This is a genomic window from Fulvivirga sp. (assembly GCF_040218215.1).
In the GTDB taxonomy this organism is placed as follows: domain Bacteria; phylum Bacteroidota; class Bacteroidia; order Cytophagales; family Cyclobacteriaceae; genus Fulvivirga.
Window position 1 is genome coordinate 212,779 of record NZ_JAVJQL010000015.1, and the last position, 17,201, is coordinate 229,979.

The window sequence follows — 17,201 nt, forward strand, 5'->3', positions numbered from 1 at the left end:
AATCATACATCGATGAGAAATATTCTTATTATAATTTTTGCAGTCCTGAGCATGGCCTTAAATGCTCAAAAGAAAATTACCGTTGCAGATATTTACAAGAACCGGACTTTCAGTGAGGCTTCTGTTCGTGGCATCAACTGGATGAATGCCGGTCAGTATTACAGCGCTTTAGAGGGCAATGATATTGTGAAGTATGATATCACTACTGGCGAGATAGTTGAAACTATATTGGACGGAGATGCGCTGAATCCGAAAATTGACTTTTCCAGCTACTCATTTAATGCTGATGAAAGTAAAGTGTTACTACTCACCGAAAGGGAAAGCATTTACAGAAGATCATACACTGCAGAGTTCTATATCTATGATTTTGCCAGTAAGTCACTGACTAAGCTTTCAAATAACGGAAAGCAGTCTTATGCTACACTATCTCCTGATGGAACCAAAGTGGCCTTTGTAAGAGAGAATAACTTGTTTTATGTTAATCTGGCAGACGGAAGTGAAGTGCAGGTAACTGATGACGGAAAGTTTAACCACATCATAAATGGTAGCACTGACTGGGTTTATGAGGAAGAGTTGTCAGCAACAAGAGCTTTTGAATGGTCAGGAAATAACGACCTGTTTTATCTGACCTTTGACGAAAGCGGGGTTAGGGAATACAACATGCAGGTATGGAACAAAGGCCAGTTGTATCCAACAGATTACAGGTTTAAATACCCTAAAGCCGGTGAAGACAATTCCAAATTAAAGGCAACTATCTACACTCTTTCTACCAAAGCCAAGAAGGAGGTAAAAGTAGGTGAAGGCGAGTATTATATAGCGCGCATTAGCCAGACGCCAAATGCTGATGAATTATCATTGATCAGGCTAAATAGGCTTCAAAATAAGATTGACCTGCTCCATGTAAATACTAAAACTGCAGAGGCAAAAGTGATCTTATCTGAAACTACAGATACATATATTGACATTGACTTTGTAGATGACCTTACCTATCTGGAGAATGGAAAGTCGTTCATTTTTGCCAGTGAAAAAAGTGGTTACAAGCACCTTTACTGGTATGGCATTGATGGGAAATTGAAAAACCAGATTACTTCTGGAAGCTGGGAAGTGGACAATTTCTTAGGTGTAGATGAGTCGTCAAAAACAGCTAAGTTGTATTTTACGTCAACGGAGTACTCTCCAATGGATAGACTTTTCTATTCAGTAGATATCAATGGCAAAAACAAAAAGACGCTTAGAGCGGAACCTGGCGTTCATAGCATTAATATGAGCAGTGATTTTAAATATTACATAGATAGCCACAGCAGCAATGAGCATCCACTACATGTAAATCTTTACAGCACGGCCAAAAACAAGCTTGTAAAAACGTTGGAGGATAATCAAAAACTTGAGGCTACTATCAAAGAATACAATGTTCAAAAGAAAGAGTTTTTCACTTTTAATACCGTTGACGGAACTGCTTTGAATGGCTATATGATAAAGCCTGCCAATTTTGATGAGAATAAGGAATATCCTGCATTGATATTTCAATACAGTGGCCCAGGTTCTCAGCAAGTGTTTAACAACTGGGGAGGAGGCACCAACTTTTACTGGCACCAGATGCTGACCGAGGAAGGCTATATTGTTGTGGTTATAGACCCGAGAGGCACAGGTGGCAGAGGCGCTCAATTTAAGAAACTTACTTACAAGCAATTAGGTAAATATGAGTCTATTGACCATCAGGCTGGAGCAAAGTATCTGGGTAATATTCCATACATTGATGAAGAGAGGATCGGCATTTGGGGATGGAGCTATGGTGGCTATATGTCATCATTGGCCATGTTTCAGGGCGAAGGTCTTTTCAAAGCGGCTATTGCCGTTGCTCCTGTAACCAACTGGAGATTTTATGACACCATTTATACTGAAAGGTATATGGACACGCCACAAAATAATGCCGATGGTTATGACAGCAACTCACCGACTACACACGCAGCTAAACTAAAAGGCAATTACCTGTTAGTGCATGGTACTGGCGATGATAATGTGCATTTTCAAAATGCGGTGACATTGCAAAATGTGCTTATAAGTGAAGGCAAGCAATTTGATTCATTCTACTACCCTGACAGGGCGCATGGTATTTCAAAAGACAATGCAAGAATGCATTTGTTCACCATGTTGACTAACTGGGTGAAAGAGAATTTGTAGGATTTAACAGGAGTAATAAAAGAGCTTAGAATTGAGTCTAAGCTCTTTTATCTACTTGGTCTGCCGTAATACTTCCTTGTCTCTTCACATCCAGTATATGGATTAGTAAAAACCATAGTTAAGCTATTGCCAGAGATTGAGTATTTAAAAGACAAGGTAAATCCTAAATACTCCATTATTATTGTATTGCCAGATATTTTATATGGAGATATCCAACTACGTGACATTTCAGAAAAATTGGCAATTCCGTCTATAAACGCCATTGTATTACAATCACCTTGTGTACAATCAGATTTCTCACTTTTGATATCTTCTTCATAATCACAATCTACCGCTACCAATGAAGTTTGGCCCCATATTGTCTTTTCTAATGGATAGTCTTTGTCCCAATCTAGTATATCATCAATAGAATCATCTCCACAGCTTGATAATACTAGTATACTGAGCATAAAAATCCCTGATAAACAGAAACTTATGGAGTTATTCATTATTTTCATAGCTGTCTGAATTTTGCTTAAAGCAATAATTTAGTTGTTTTTTATGATGATACAAATATTAAATTAACTTAATTCAGGCCAAACTTTTTATGAAAAACAGCAACGAAGCCAATTTATACTTTCTAGCAGTTATTCCTCCTGAGCCAATATTGGGAGAATGCCAGGCTCATAAAAACCAATTTTATGAGAAGTATAATTCTAAAGCATCACTGAATTCACCACCACATGTGACGGTACATATGCCTTTCAAGCTCAGAGAGTCTAAAGAAGATCAATTAGTTGAGGTGATAAGTAGGGGGGTAAATGACCTAAGCAACTTCTCACTTCAACTAGATGGCTATGACCACTTTGGGCAGCGGGTGATCTATGTGAAAGTGGTTGATTCTGAACCCCTGCTAGCGCTTTTTCTAAAGGTTAGGAAAGTGATGAAGGTAAACTTCAATATTTTTAATGCGGACTATAAAAACCGGGGATTTAATCCACATATTACCCTTGCATTTAGAGACCTTAAAAGAGAAGCTTTTAAAGAAGCCTGGCCTGAATTTGAAAAGGCAACTTATGACAAGTCGTTTGAAGTTCAGTCTTTAGTTTTACTCAAGCATGACGGAGAAAAATGGCATCAATTAAAGGAGTTCCGGTTTAAATGTTAGTTGTCATATTCTAAAGTGCCCACTTCCTCACCTGATTCTATTTTCATACTTCTTAGCTTGCCATCTACCTTCACGTGCACCATGTTCACCTGGTCATCAAAAAAGTTGAGCAGCACCGTGTTTTCAACCGAAATGCTCTTAAACTTTTTGACTTTTTCAACTTCCAAATAAAGGTATATGGCTTCTGTTTCTACCTCATGCCCAAGGTATACACATTCTACTTCCTTGCCATTTACCATTACCTTAAATCGCTCTTTTATATAAGGACGGAGCAAGTCATCCGTAGTCCTTTTTTCACCTGGCTTGGTTATATCCAGGTACTCTTCCTTCTTAAGCGATCTGATTTCACTTTCTAAATCATCTAAAAAAACCTTGCTTACTATCTCTAAAGCAGATCTTTCCTGATCGAAGTTAATATCAGTTACGGTGATATGAATAGGGTGTAGAAAGGATGTGATGAACAAAAACACCACTGAAATCATATATGCATTCATTTATATAAAATTAAGGACAGTATTCATTTTCATCTGTTAATTTGCGAAGATAGATAAAAACAAAAATGTCTGAATTCTTCCTTTATTTTGATCTCGGTTTTGATCATATCTTAGACTTAAACGGATATGACCATATGTTGTTTGTGGTAGCACTTTGCGCTACCTATGTGATGTCAGATTGGAAAAAACTCCTGGTTTTGGTTACAGCCTTTACCATTGGGCACTCACTCACATTGGCTTTGTCCACCTTGAGACTTGTTAATTTTGATTCTTCAGTAATCGAGTTCCTTATTCCTTTAACCATATTTCTTACTGCTTTCTCCAACCTGTTTAGAAAGGACAGACCTACCTATGGAAGAAAGATTCAATTTAGCTATTTCATTGCGTTAGTCTTCGGCTTGATACATGGGTTAGGGTTTTCTAATTATCTGAGAGCCCTATTGGGAAAAGATGCAGATATTATCCTTCAACTATTTGCCTTCAATGTTGGTTTAGAGATAGGGCAGATTATTATTGTATCAATCTTCATGACAATATCTTTTGTTATGATTGATATATTTGGGGTGGTCAGAAGAGATTGGAAAATGATCATCTCATCAGGGATAGCCGGTATGGCTATTATGCTTATGTTAGAAACAAAATTTTGGTAAACCTTAAACTATGAAAAAGCTTTTATTATTACTCTGTGCAGGTGTCATAACCACAGGCTATGCACAGCAAGAAACCTTCAAAGGTAAATTTGAGCAGTTGGGACAAATGCTCCCTACTCCGAATGAGTACAGAACAGGATCTGGAGCTCCTGGGCCTAATTACTGGCAGCAGCGTGCCGATTATGATATTGATGTTACGCTAGATGACAAGAACCAAAGAATTACGGGTAAAGAAACCATTACTTACTTTAACAATTCGCCAGATGCGTTAACCTATTTATGGCTACAGTTGGATCAGAATGTAAGAGAGCAGAACACCAACACTTTAAAGACAAGCACCAATAATATGGAAGACTCATTATCTGCTAAATCAGCGGCAAGCAGATTTGGAATGACAGATTATGATGGGGGGTTCAAAATTCAGTCATTAACTGATGCTGCTGGAAAGAAACTTCCTTATACCGTCAATAAAACGATGATGCGCGTTGATCTTGAAGAGCCATTGAAATCAGGAGAGAACTTTTCTTTCAATGTAGAATGGTATTACAATATAAATGATAGAATGGAATTGGGTGGAAGAAGTGGATATGAATACTTCCCTGAAGATGATAATTATGTTTACACTATCGCTCAGTTTTTTCCAAGAATGTGTGTTTATGATGACTATGAAGGATGGCAGAACAAGCAGTTTTTAGGGAGCGGTGAGTTTACGTTAAGCTTTGGTAATTACAAGGTGAACATTACTGCACCTAGCGATCATATTATAGCATCTACCGGTACATTGCAAAATGCTAAAGATGTATTGACTAAAACTGAAATCGAGCGTTTCGAATCTGCTAAAAAGTCATTTGATAAGCCTGTAATTATTGTTACCCAGGCTGAAGCTGAGGCTAAAGAGAAAACTAAATCTACTAAAACTTCTACATGGTCTTTTCATGCAGAGAATGTAAGGGATTTTGCCTTTGCTTCTTCCAGAAAATTTATCTGGGATGCTCAGGCTGTGAAAGTTGGAAATAAAACGCCTTTGGCAATGTCATTCTATCCTAAAGAAGGAAACCCTTTATGGGAGCAGGAATCTACTAAAGCTGTAAAAGCAACTTTAGAAACTTATTCTAAATACACTATCGATTATCCTTATCCGGTAGCTATTTCTGTGCATGCAGCTTCTATCGGTATGGAGTATCCAATGATCTGCTTCAACTTCGGAAGACCAAATCCTGACGGAACAGTTTCTGACAGAACTAAGTATGGAATGATTGGTGTGATCATCCACGAAGTGGGACATAACTTCTTCCCAATGATTATCAACTCTGATGAGCGTCAGTGGACCTGGATGGACGAAGGTTTGAATACTTTTGTGCAGTATAGGACTGAGGTCGAGCAGTACGACAACTTCCCATCTAGAAGAGGTCCTGCTGCCAATATAGTGGATTACATGAAGGGTGATAAGGAATTTATTCGTCCGATCATGACCAATTCTGAGCAGATTATTCAGTTTGGGGCTAATGCTTATGCCAAGCCAGCTACCGCTCTCAACATTCTTAGAGAGACGATTATGGGCCCTGAGTTGTTCGATGCAGCCTTTAAAGAATATGCAACCAGATGGGCATTTAAAAACCCTAAGCCTGCAGATTTCTTCAGAACTATGGAAGATGCTTCTGCTGTTGACCTTGACTGGTTCTGGAACGGCTGGTTCTACACTGTAGATAATGTAAACGTATCTGTAGATGAAGTGAAATGGTTCAAAATGAGAACAGAAGATGTGCAGATTGAGAATAAAGGTAAAAAAGTAAAAAAAGGCGACTTGAGCGCCAGTGCTGACAACTCAGAAATGATGGATTTCAGCAATGGCCCACAGCCATTCTCATTGGTTGATACTGAAGCCAGTGCTTACAGAGAATTCCAAAACAGAGTGGACGATAAGGCCATCATGCAGAAGTTTGAGAACAAAAATTTCTATGAAATTAAGTTCGTAAACAAAGGTGGGTTGGTGATGCCGATTATTGTTGAATTCACTTTTGCTGACGGCACCAAAACCATTGAAAAAATACCTGCTGAAATCTGGAGAAAAAATGAGAAAGAGGTAACTAAAGTATTTTACTTCGATAAAGAAGTGACCAATGTTGTCTTAGATCCAAATTTCGAAACAGCAGATACAGATGTTTCTGACAATGTATTTCCAAGAAAAAAAGAGGTATCTAAGTTTGATGAGTTTAAAGGAAAAAGTGGGAAATAATATCCGCTGATTTCCATCAATATTTTTAAAGCTAAATAGAAGGATTTAACTTGCGGCATGATTTTCAGCAGGGGAGTTTATATCGTTCTATTTAGCTTTATTTTTTTTACTACAAAGGCTCAGCAATGGTCTGCTAGTTTCGAGCAGTTAGGCTCAAAGTTACCCACTCCAAATACCTATCGCACTGGCTCAGGTGCTCCCGGAGAGGCCTATTGGCAGCAAAAGGTAGATTACAAAATCAAAGTAAGTATTGATGATGAGAAGCAGGTGCTTACTGGTACTGAGACAATCACCTATCATAACAATTCTCCAGATGTGCTGACCTACCTATGGGTTCAGTTAGATCAGAATGTGAGAAAAGAAGGCAACATTAAAGATGTTACAAACATCACTGGCATTGCTCCAAAAATGTCGACCAAAAACATAGTGCAGGAGTTAGGCGCCTATGACTACGATGGTGGGTTTAAGATTGGTGAGATAGAAACCACAGCAGGAGAAAACCTTGACTATTTCATCAATCGCACCATGATGAGAATTAACCTGCCAACGCCATTAAAGCCGGGTGAAAATTTCGAGTTTAAGATGAGCTGGAGCTATAATTTATATGACAGGATGATCATTAATGGCCGAGGTGGTTATGAGTATTTCCCTGAGGATAAAAATTACGCCTATACCGTGGCGCAATGGTACCCAAGGCTTTGTGTTTATGATGATTATGAAGGCTGGCAAAACAAACAGTTTATTGGTGATGGAGAGTTTGCTCTTGAGTTTGGTGATTTTGATGTAGAGATTACCGTACCAGCCGATCACATTGTGTCTGCAACAGGAGAATTACAAAATGCGACTCAAGTTTTATCTGCAGAGCAACAAAAGCGTTGGACCTTGGCTAAAAAAACTTTCGATAAACCGGTGATTATAGCTTCACAGGAAGAAGCTGAGGCAAGAGAAAAAAATAAAAGTTCGGAAACTAAATCATGGCACTTTAAAGCTCAAAATGTACGTGATTTTGCCTTTGCTACCTCACGAAAATATATTTGGGAGGCTCAGGCTGTAAAGCTTCCACCCAATACAGTGATGGCCATGTCAGTTTACCCTAAAGAGGCTAATCCTCTCTGGGCTAATGAAGCTACCAAGGCAGTAAAGAATGCCCTTGAGGTTTATTCATCAAGAACATTTGACTATCCTTATCCAGTGGCAATAGCAGTAAATGCTGCTAATCAGGGTATGGAATACCCGATGATATGCTTTAATGGTAGCCGACCTAATAAAAATGGCAAATACAGTCAGCGCCATGTTTCTGATTTAGTAGATGTGGTGGTTCATGAAGTGGGACACAACTACTTCCCCATGATTGTTAATACCGATGAGCGAATGTACGGCTGGATGGATGAAGGGCTCAATACTTTCCTTGAGTTGGAAACAAAAAGAGAACGATACCCTACTCTAGATACTATATGGGGCAGTCCAAAAAGCATGACGGTTTATCACATCAGATTTGATCAGTGGCTTGATGCTCCAATGACCAACCCGGATATTACCAATTTCTCGGACTATTCTGATTATGGTCAGGCATCTGCCGCAATGAATGTGTTACGAAATGTGATCATGGGGAAGGAACTGTTTGATATGGCCTTTAAAACATATGCCAATTTATGGAAGTTTAAGCGGCCAAAACCGGCTGATTTTTTCAGGGTGATGGAAGATGCCTCAGCAACAGATCTGGACTGGTTCTGGAAAGGATGGTTTTTCAAAACCACGCCAGTAGATGTGGCCATTGAAAATGTAAAGTGGTACAGGTTGCGAGATGATAATTTTCAACCAAAACAGAAATATGGGATTCTGCCTAAATATTTCTCGCTGACAGAAACCCCTGACATTTTCTACTGGGATTTTTTAAGTCGGGTAGATGATGAAAAAATCAAGGCAGATTTTAAAGGTAAAAATTTCTACGACATCACCTTTAAGAATGTTGGTGGCCTTGTTTCTCCTTTAGTTTTGCAATTTACTTTTGATGACAATACTACTGCTTCAGAGACTATTCCAGCAGAGATCTGGCGCTATTCTGAAAGTGAAGTGACTAAAGTATTTTACTTTAATAAAGTACTTAAATCGGTTCAGCTAGATCCATTCGATAAGACTGGGGATATCAATACCAGGAACAATGTTTTTAAGTTGAATTGAAACAAACCCTCCCCGGATTCCGGTCTGCCGAGAGACCGGAGCATTTTCGGCAAGAGATGCGTTTCACCCTGAGCTTGTCGAAGGGTACTGACCTTCTATAATCAAAATATGCTTCGACAGGCTCAACATGACAGAATTGTAGGTTCTAAAACCTCACCTTATTAAAATCAACATTACCACCACTCAAAATCACGCCCACCTTCTTGCCTTTGAAAATGCCTTTGTTCTTCAAGATGACAGCAAAAGGCACCGCGCAGGAGGGTTCAATAATGATTTTCATGCGTTCCCAGATCAGGCGCATGGCTTTTAGTATTTCATCATCATTTACCGTCAGTATATCATGGATGTGCTCTTTGATGATGCCGAAATTCAGCTCACCAAGATTGGTCAGAAGGCCATCTGCAATGGTCTTGGGTGGAGCATCATTTTTTAATAAAGTACCGGATTTTAAGGAGCGGTAGGCATCATCGGCTGCTTCAGGCTCACAGCCTATCACTTTTGTGTTGGGGGATAAATAATGAGCTGCAGTCAATGTACCACTAATCAAACCACCACCGCCAATTGGGGTTAATATATATTCCAGATCAAACTCTGTATCTTCTATCAGTTCTTTAGCTGCAGTGCCCTGACCAATAATAATTCTGATATCATTATAAGGATGGATCATTTCTGCTCCAGTTCTTTCAATCACCTCATTTAATGTAGACTCACGAGCATCAATAGTGGGCTCACATTCTATTACCTCTCCACCATACCCAATCACCGCATTTTTCTTTACAATCGGTGCATTATTTGGCATGACGATGTAGGCTTTTGTGCCTGCTATTTTAGCGGCTAAGGCCACTGCCTGCGCATGATTGCCGGAGGAATGTGTAGCCACTCCTTTTTTTAAAGTTTCCTTATCTAAACTAAGAATGGCATTTACGCCACCACGCGCCTTAAATGCACCTACCTTCTGAAAATTTTCACACTTAAAATACATCTCACAGCCAGCTATCTCATTGATGCTTTCTGACGTCAATATTGGCGTTCTATGAACATGGGGTTTTACCCTTTCGTGGGCCTCTTTAAGTGCTGCTAATGAAGGAAGGTTTGACATTTGCTGTTCCGTTTATCAAATTGTATTTATACTGTAGCTTATTAAATCATAAATTAACGAATAGTTAAAGACATAATTAACGCTACCTTGTTAAAGGATTAAAATATTTAAATCATCAGAATTATGAAGTTACTTTCAACCTTAAGTACCGTTTTAATTTCTTTCTCATTATCTGCACAGTCAGCAGGCTCAGGAGATCAAAAGTATTATGATATTATCAATGCCGTTTCCGCTGATCGTATTCAAAAGGATATCGAAAAGCTGGTCTCTTTTGGCACTAGGCACACGCTGTCAGACACTGTTTCTCAAACCACAGGTATTGGTGCTGCCAGAAGGTGGATAAAATCGGAGTTCAATAAAATTTCAAAAGACTGTAAGGGATGCTTAGAGGTGAGCTATTTGAGAAACATTGTAAAAGGCGACCCTAAAACCAGAATCCAGAAAGATGCAGAGATAGTGAGTGTGATGGCGGTTAAAAAAGGCACCAAATATCCTAATCGCTACATCATCATGTCAGGTGATATTGATAGTCGCGTAAGCGATCCTTTAAATTCTACTTCTGAGTCTCCGGGTGCCAATGACAATGCCTCTGGTATGGCTGGCACGATAGAAGCAGCAAGGGTGCTTTCTAAGTATGATTTTGAGTCGAGCATCATTTTCGTAGGACTTGCTGGTGAAGAGCAGGGACTGTATGGCGGTAAGTACATGGCTGAAGTGGCGAAAGAAAAAGGCTGGGAGATAATTGGGGTGTTGAACAATGATATGATTGGAAATATTGAAGGGGTTAATGGTGTGATTGACAATAGAAGCTTTAGAATATTTTCTGAGCCTACACCGGTTACAGAAACTGAGCAGGAGCGTGGCCGCAGAAGATTTTATGGTGGTGAAGTAGATGGTATTTCCAGGCAATTGGCGCGTTATGTTCATAAAATGACCTCTAAGTACATGCCTGAAATGAACCCAAAAATGATCTACAGGCTGGACAGATTTGGAAGAGGTGGGCACCACAGACCATTTAATGATGCAGGTTTTGCGGGTATCAGAATTATGGAAACCAATGAAAACTACAACCGCCAGCACCAGGATATCAGAGAAGAGAACGGAATAAAATATGGTGATGTGATATCAGGAGTGAATTTCGACTATGCTGCCAAGCTCACTGCCGTTAATGCCATTAATCTGGCAGGACTAGCATGGGCACCACCAGCACCTACCAAGGTAGAAATTGCAGGAGTTGTAGCTCCATCTACCTCTTTGAAATGGGAGACTGTGGAAGATGATAATCTTGCCGGGTACAGAATTTACTGGCGTGACACCACTGAGCCGCAATGGCAATACTCAAGATTTGTAGGTAAAGTGAATGAGTTTTTATTAGAGGGAATTGTGATAGATAATTACTTATTTGGTGTAGCCGCTGTGGCCAAAGATGGCACAGAAAGTCAGGTAGTATTTCCTTCTGGGGTTTATAGGAGGGAGTGATAGATGTTCTTGCTCCTATTTTAATATCAATAAATGTTATCTCGGATAAGTGCAACTAAAATAGTTTTGATACAGTTTTCATTGGTATGAACATCTTGCCACTCTAACTAGTCCTCGTTTGTAACGAGGATTTATGAAATAAGCATTTCTAATGCGATAAATAAGAAAAATGAACCAATAGATCAGTGTAAGGCGATAGATACAAAATACAGGATCAGCAAGCATGTTATTTCATAACCATGACGGTGGTGTATTGGATTGATGTATTTAGTCGAAGGGAATATCGGGATATTATAGTTGATGCATTGAATTACTGAATATAAAAAAAGGGTTGGTAAAAGTTTCAATAATATGAAAACGTTGAAAACGTATAGCTTACACGTCCTCGTTTGTAACGAGGACGAGGGGGTGCCCCGCATAGAATTTAATACTGGGGGTGGAAACTACTAACGCAAGCATTTATTAAAGAAGTCAATAACATGCGAATGAGTAAATTTGTGTATGAGATTTAACAACCCCTCGAATGAATTTAGTGAAGCACTTAAAACATTCTTTCTGTCATTAGATAAAACAAAACTCAACATAGAGCCGACACTTCGATTGGATAACCCAAATATTATGATGAATAAGTATGTTTGGGATATGTTTCTTGATATGTTAAGAGATTTTATGATTTGCCATTCAATCAATCCAGAAGATGAAGTCAAATACCATAAGTTGTTTATAGAGGATTATGACAGGTGGCGCGTAAAAGAATAACTAACTAGTCCTCGTTTGTAACGAGGATTTATGAAATAAGCATTTCTAATGCGATAAATAAGAAAAATGAACCAATAGATTAGTGTCAGGCGATAGATACAAAATACAGGATCAGCAAGCATGTTATTTCATAACCATGACGGTTGTGTATTGGATTGATGTATTTAGCCGAAGGGATTACAAAGATATTATTGTTGAATCGTTAAATTATTGCATAGCAAATAAAGGATTGAACTTATATGCTTGGATTATCATGTCCAACCATATTCATATAGTAGGCAAAGTGGAAACGGAATTGGGGATGTCTGGTTTCTTGAGGGATTTCAAAAAATTTACATCAAAAAAGATTGTGGAATTAATTCAGGAAATTCCTGAGAGTAGAAGGGATTGGCTTTTAGATAAATTCTCCTTTGAGGCAAGAAGAACGGGTCGAGCGGAAAATTATAAATTATGGAAGGACGACAACCATGCTATTGACATGAGTACAATAGATATGATGAATAAAGTTGACTATATACATGATAATCCAGTGCGCGCAGGATTAGTGCATGAGCCTGATCAATATGTTTATAGTAGTGCCACAGATTATGCTGGAGGGAAGGGAATGGTTAATGTCAAGGTTGTATGATTTACGTTGAAAACGCAAATTCCAAGCATCCTCGTTTCAAACGAGGACGAGATAAGGTCTTCACCATGCGAAACTCAAACTCTTAGGTTCTAAAACCAAACCGTGCTAGTTTTATGCCCAGTATAACAATCAAACAAATGCGTCTTCCTGAGGCGTTGTAATCCATAGAATCTGTATGAAAAGATATATTATGATATTGCTCCTGACAGTATTGGCAAATCAATTATTCGCTCAAGACACAAAAAAGGAAATAGTCAAAACCAGCTTTCCAGTATTGAAGGAAGTGTTTTATGTATTGAAATCTAATCCTGAGATAAAACACGGAGAATATGAAAAAACATCCCGAGGTAAATTGGTTTGCAAAGGACAATATGAACAAGGTAAAAAATCAGGGATTTGGGAATATTATGATGTTGAAAATAATATTACTCATAAAGTAGACTACGATAATTACAACCTGGTATTCCCAAAAGCAGAATTGCCAAACGGAGCACAGGTTCTTGGTGGATATGCTCAACTTTATCGAATGTTTATGTATACCATGATGTATCCTGCTGATGCCAGAAGAATGGGAACACAAGGGAAAGTTAAAGTTAGGTTTACAGTTGACGTACAGGGTAATCTAAAGAACTTTAAAGTAACTTCTGGTCTTGGTCATGGACTTGATGAAGAAGCGATTAGAACAATAAAAGAGTGTAAAATGGAATGGTTCCCTGCTTTGGATGCTGATGGAAATCCTGTGGAATCTGAAATCGAACTGCCTTTGACCTTTCAACTGGGATAGAACGGATTATGACATTCCATAAGAGTGCATTTGGACTTCATAGTGTGAAATCATTAAATACTTTGGGTTACGAATTACTCAAGTGGTATTTATTTAAATTGCTTTTGACATCAGGAAGAATAACTTAATTTTAAATTTTTTAAAATTAAAGTAAGGTTAACAACAATGAACAAATTCGTATTCTGTATATTCCTTTTTTTTATTACAACTACGGTGAGTAAAGCACAACTTTCGATTGGTGCTGGATACGGAATGTATTATATTTCTAATACAGATTTTAAATACAAAAACACCAGTGGTTTTTCTTTAATCGCTGCTTATAATGATCAACAGTTTAAGTTTGGTCTGGCATATGCATTTTTAGCAGATTCCGAAATTGATGAGTCATGGGCTCTAGGAGAGTTTAATAGGCAAATTGTTGTAAGTAATTCCTCAAAATTTATATTTGAGCGCAATTTAAGGTTATTTGGAAAAATGAGTCTATTAAAGGATTCACCTAAATTTAATTTCCTTCTTGGGGGTCAAATGGATATTTACTACTATGCAGGTAGTGGTGAAATAGAAATGACAACAAATAGCGGTAGCAATTCTACAACAATCGGTATATTGGAAGAACAACCAGGAAGTTTGAACATAGGTTTGACCGCCACGTTTGAATATTATCCTCATGAGAACATTATCTTGTTTTTAGAGGGGGCTTTGCCAGTAATGAAAAGTGATGCGGCAATTTCTCGAATAGAGTTAGGCACTTCTTTCTTATTCAGAAAAAAATCAAAAGAGTAACTTAATAAACTCCTGCTGGTGCAAGTCTCTGGCTCGTATCCAATTCTAAAACATGATTTGTATAATGTGAAGTCCGAGCTGAAGGCTCGAACTAGCCTTAGAACCAATCAGGTTTACTACCACCGCGCATAATAGGGTAAAAGCACAAAAAAATACTCCTCAACCTATATTTATTGGTTAATTAGAGATATTTTCGTTACAACCTTAGCCAATTATCGCAGTTAATCTAATCTATCATAAATCACCCCTAATATCAATTCCAAAATGAGTACTGTCAAATATTTTATTTCAATTATCACCGTATTTTTCATTATGTCTTCTCTTTTTTTAGGATGTACTGAAAAAAGGAACGAAGCCTCTGTAGAAAAATCATCAAATCTGGTCAATCCTGAAGAGTGGCGTGCCATTAAGCCGCTGCCATTAGATCCTGCTATTGAAGCTCAGATAGATGAGATATTACCAAAGCTGACCTTAGAGCAAAAAGTTGGGCAAGTAATTCAGGCGGATAGTGAATCTATCACTCCTGAGGAGGTGAAAAAATATCGTATAGGCTCTGTGCTGAGTGGAGGTAATTCAGCGCCCGGGCCTCTGTCTTATTCAGATACCAAGACGTGGTTGGAGATGGCCGATAAATATTACAATGCATCCATCGATGATGAAGGAGTTGAAGTGGCCATACCTAGTATATGGGGGATAGACGCAGTACATGGTCACGCTAATCTTAGAGGAGCCATCATTTTTCCTCATAATGTAGGCCTTGGTGCTATGAACAACCCTGATTTAATAGAGCAAATTGCAGCTGTAACCGCTCATGAACTTACAGTGTCTGGTCATGATTGGACCTTTGCACCTACATTGGCATTACCTCAAGACACACGCTGGGGCAGAAGTTATGAAGGGTTTTCTGAAGATACCGTAATAGTGAAATCATATGCACCTCGTATTGTTTATGGACTACAAGGTCGTGTAGGTGAAGCGGATTTTATGGGTGATGGGCGTGTTATATCCAGCGCTAAACATTTTTTGGCAGACGGAGCCACAGAAAAGGGTGTTGATCAGGGCGATGCGCTTATTAGCGAGGCTGAATTGCGCAACATACATGCTGTAGGTTACTACAGTGCCATACCGGCAGGGGTTCAAACGGTAATGGCGTCTTTTTCCAGTTGGCAGGGAAGGAAACTACACGGTGACAAAGAACTTTTAACGGATGTCTTAAAGGGGCGGCTTGGTTTTAATGGTTTCGTTGTAGGTGATTGGAATGGTCACGGCCAGGTTAATGGCTGTACAAATACTGACTGCCCGCAGGCGTTGAATGCAGGTTTAGACATGTATATGGCGCCAGACAGCTGGAGAGGCTTGTATGAAAGCACATTAAAACATGTAAAGAGCGGCACGATTCCTATGGCCCGTCTCGATGATGCCGTACGAAGGATTTTGCGTGTAAAATTAGCATCAGGTATATTTACTAAAGGTGCTCCAAGCACGCGTAAAAATGCCGGAGATGAAAGTCTGTTAGGCCTTCCTAAAAACAGGGCCATTGCACGTCAGGCGGTTCGTGAGTCTTTGGTGCTTTTAAAAAACAATAATAATGTTTTGCCTATAGATCCCACAAAAACCATTTTGGTAGTGGGAGACGGTGCCGAAAGCATCTCAAAAGCTTGTGGTGGGTGGACACTTTCATGGCAAGGTACAGGTCACACTAATGATGAATTTCCTAATGGTGCTTCTATACTAGACGGTATAAGAGAAGCGGTAGATGCTGCGGGTGGTAAGGTAATTTTCTCAGCCAATGCGGATACAAATGTGGCAGCAGATGTTGTGATAGCGGTCTATGGTGAGGATCCATATGCTGAATTTCAGGGTGATCGTGAAAATCTTGATTTTGTCCCGAATGGTTTTGACGTTAAAACCCTCGCAGATTTTAAAGCTAAGGGCATTCCTGTAGTGTCTGTTTTTCTATCAGGTCGTCCATTATGGACCAATCCGGAAATAAATAATTCGGAAGCATTTATTGCTGCGTGGTTACCTGGCAGTGAAGGTGGCGGTATATCAGATATGTTATTTCAGCGCGACCCATCTTATGATTTTACAGGTCGACTATCATTCTCCTGGCCATCTACGGCTGTAGCATCTGCTGATGCTGAACCTTTGTTTAAACTAGGTTATGGTCTTTCATATAAGGATCAATCAACTATTGATCAACTTTCTGAAGACTCAGGTTTAGGCAATATTGCAGCAGTATCTACCGGTGAATTTTTCATTAAAGGAGCTCCTGTTGCACCTTGGGAAATATGGTTAAGATCAGGTGATTTAAACAAGCCAATAGCAAGCTTTCCATCATCAGTGGGAGGATTGATTGTTAGCAAAACGGATCATCAAGCTCAGGAAGATGCATTAAGATTAAAATGGACTAAACCAGATCAGAACCAATTGCATATCAGTGCTTCTTCACCTAGCGATATGGCTCGACAAGCCAATGGCGCCATGGAACTTGCGTTCTTCGCTAAATCATTTACTTCTACCGAAGCTGTTGTTCAAATTGGTATGTGTAATCCAGATACTAATTGTGACCTAACCCTTGATATTAATATAGAAGGTACCAACTGGCGAGAGTATAGAATAAGCCTAAGTTGCTTTGCTAATCTTGGCGTTAATATGACCAGCATAAGCTCGGCATTCATGATCAAAGCAGATGAAGGTACAGATATAGGGCTTAGTAACATTCGTTTAGGTTCTGATCTGGATGCTAAGCCAGGGTGTGATGGTAATTAATTTGGTTG

Annotated in this window: 14 protein-coding genes; 11 read left to right on the top strand and 3 right to left on the bottom strand. The window is 39.0% G+C overall.

Features of this window, described 5'->3' with window-relative positions; all coding sequences use genetic code 11:
• Positions 1-12: 12 nt before the first annotated feature.
• Positions 13-2,181, top strand: coding sequence for a S9 family peptidase (locus RIB54_RS12385; RefSeq protein ID WP_350101194.1), 2,169 nt, complete (start codon positions 13-15; stop codon positions 2,179-2,181).
• A 47-nt stretch (positions 2,182-2,228) separates the two neighbouring features.
• Here RIB54_RS12385 and RIB54_RS12390 read toward each other — a convergent pair whose 3' ends face one another.
• Positions 2,229-2,630 (bottom strand): hypothetical protein, encoded by a 402-nt coding sequence (locus RIB54_RS12390; protein WP_350101195.1) that lies wholly within the window; start codon positions 2,628-2,630, stop codon positions 2,229-2,231.
• 137 nt (positions 2,631-2,767) lie between these two features.
• Here RIB54_RS12390 and RIB54_RS12395 point away from each other — a divergent pair, with 137 nt between their 5' ends.
• A complete protein-coding gene (locus RIB54_RS12395) occupies positions 2,768-3,328 on the top strand; it encodes a 2'-5' RNA ligase family protein (protein ID WP_350101196.1) in 561 nt (186 codons plus the stop codon).
• Here the strand turns inward: RIB54_RS12395 and RIB54_RS12400 are convergent.
• A complete protein-coding gene (locus RIB54_RS12400) occupies positions 3,325-3,822 on the bottom strand; it encodes a DUF6702 family protein (protein ID WP_350101197.1) in 498 nt (165 codons plus the stop codon). The two genes, RIB54_RS12395 and RIB54_RS12400, sit on opposite strands and share 4 nt — an antisense overlap.
• Positions 3,823-3,887: 65 nt before the next feature.
• Here RIB54_RS12400 and RIB54_RS12405 point away from each other — a divergent pair, with 65 nt between their 5' ends.
• From RIB54_RS12405 to RIB54_RS12415, 3 genes are read left to right on the top strand one after another with little or no spacing between them, the layout of a single operon-like run.
• Positions 3,888-4,472: a HupE/UreJ family protein gene (locus RIB54_RS12405; protein ID WP_350066653.1), complete on the top strand. Its 585-nt coding sequence runs from the start codon at positions 3,888-3,890 to the stop codon at positions 4,470-4,472.
• A 10-nt stretch (positions 4,473-4,482) separates the two neighbouring features.
• A complete protein-coding gene (locus RIB54_RS12410) occupies positions 4,483-6,708 on the top strand; it encodes a M1 family metallopeptidase (protein WP_350101199.1) in 2,226 nt (741 codons plus the stop codon).
• 57 nt (positions 6,709-6,765) lie between these two features.
• Complete coding sequence (locus tag RIB54_RS12415; protein WP_350101200.1) at positions 6,766-8,889, top strand: M1 family metallopeptidase; 2,124 nt, start codon at positions 6,766-6,768, stop codon at positions 8,887-8,889.
• Positions 8,890-9,034: 145 nt separating this feature from the next.
• Here RIB54_RS12415 and RIB54_RS12420 read toward each other — a convergent pair whose 3' ends face one another.
• Positions 9,035-9,988 carry a threonine ammonia-lyase gene (locus RIB54_RS12420; protein ID WP_350101201.1) on the bottom strand — a complete coding sequence of 318 codons (954 nt, stop codon included), beginning with the start codon at positions 9,986-9,988 and terminating at the stop codon, positions 9,035-9,037.
• Between the two features lie 123 nt (positions 9,989-10,111).
• Between RIB54_RS12420 and RIB54_RS12425 the strand changes: the two genes are divergently transcribed.
• The 6 genes from RIB54_RS12425 to RIB54_RS12450 all read left to right on the top strand — a co-directional run bounded on the left by RIB54_RS12425 (position 10,112) and on the right by RIB54_RS12450 (position 17,193).
• Complete coding sequence (locus RIB54_RS12425) at positions 10,112-11,467, top strand: M28 family peptidase (RefSeq protein WP_350101202.1); 1,356 nt, start codon at positions 10,112-10,114, stop codon at positions 11,465-11,467.
• Positions 11,468-11,968: 501 nt separating this feature from the next.
• Positions 11,969-12,226 carry a hypothetical protein gene (locus RIB54_RS12430; protein ID WP_350101203.1) on the top strand — a complete coding sequence of 86 codons (258 nt, stop codon included), beginning with the start codon at positions 11,969-11,971 and terminating at the stop codon, positions 12,224-12,226.
• An 82-nt stretch (positions 12,227-12,308) separates the two neighbouring features.
• Entirely contained in the window at positions 12,309-12,854 is a 546-nt protein-coding gene (locus tag RIB54_RS12435) for an REP-associated tyrosine transposase (RefSeq protein WP_350101204.1), read from the top strand.
• Between the two features lie 175 nt (positions 12,855-13,029).
• A complete protein-coding gene (locus RIB54_RS12440) occupies positions 13,030-13,638 on the top strand; it encodes an energy transducer TonB (protein ID WP_350101205.1) in 609 nt (202 codons plus the stop codon).
• 213 nt (positions 13,639-13,851) lie between these two features.
• A complete protein-coding gene (locus tag RIB54_RS12445) occupies positions 13,852-14,421 on the top strand; it encodes a hypothetical protein (protein WP_350101206.1) in 570 nt (189 codons plus the stop codon).
• Positions 14,422-14,685: 264 nt separating this feature from the next.
• Positions 14,686-17,193: a glycoside hydrolase family 3 protein gene (locus RIB54_RS12450; protein ID WP_350101207.1), complete on the top strand. Its 2,508-nt coding sequence runs from the start codon at positions 14,686-14,688 to the stop codon at positions 17,191-17,193.
• The last annotated feature ends 8 nt before the right edge of the window (positions 17,194-17,201 follow it).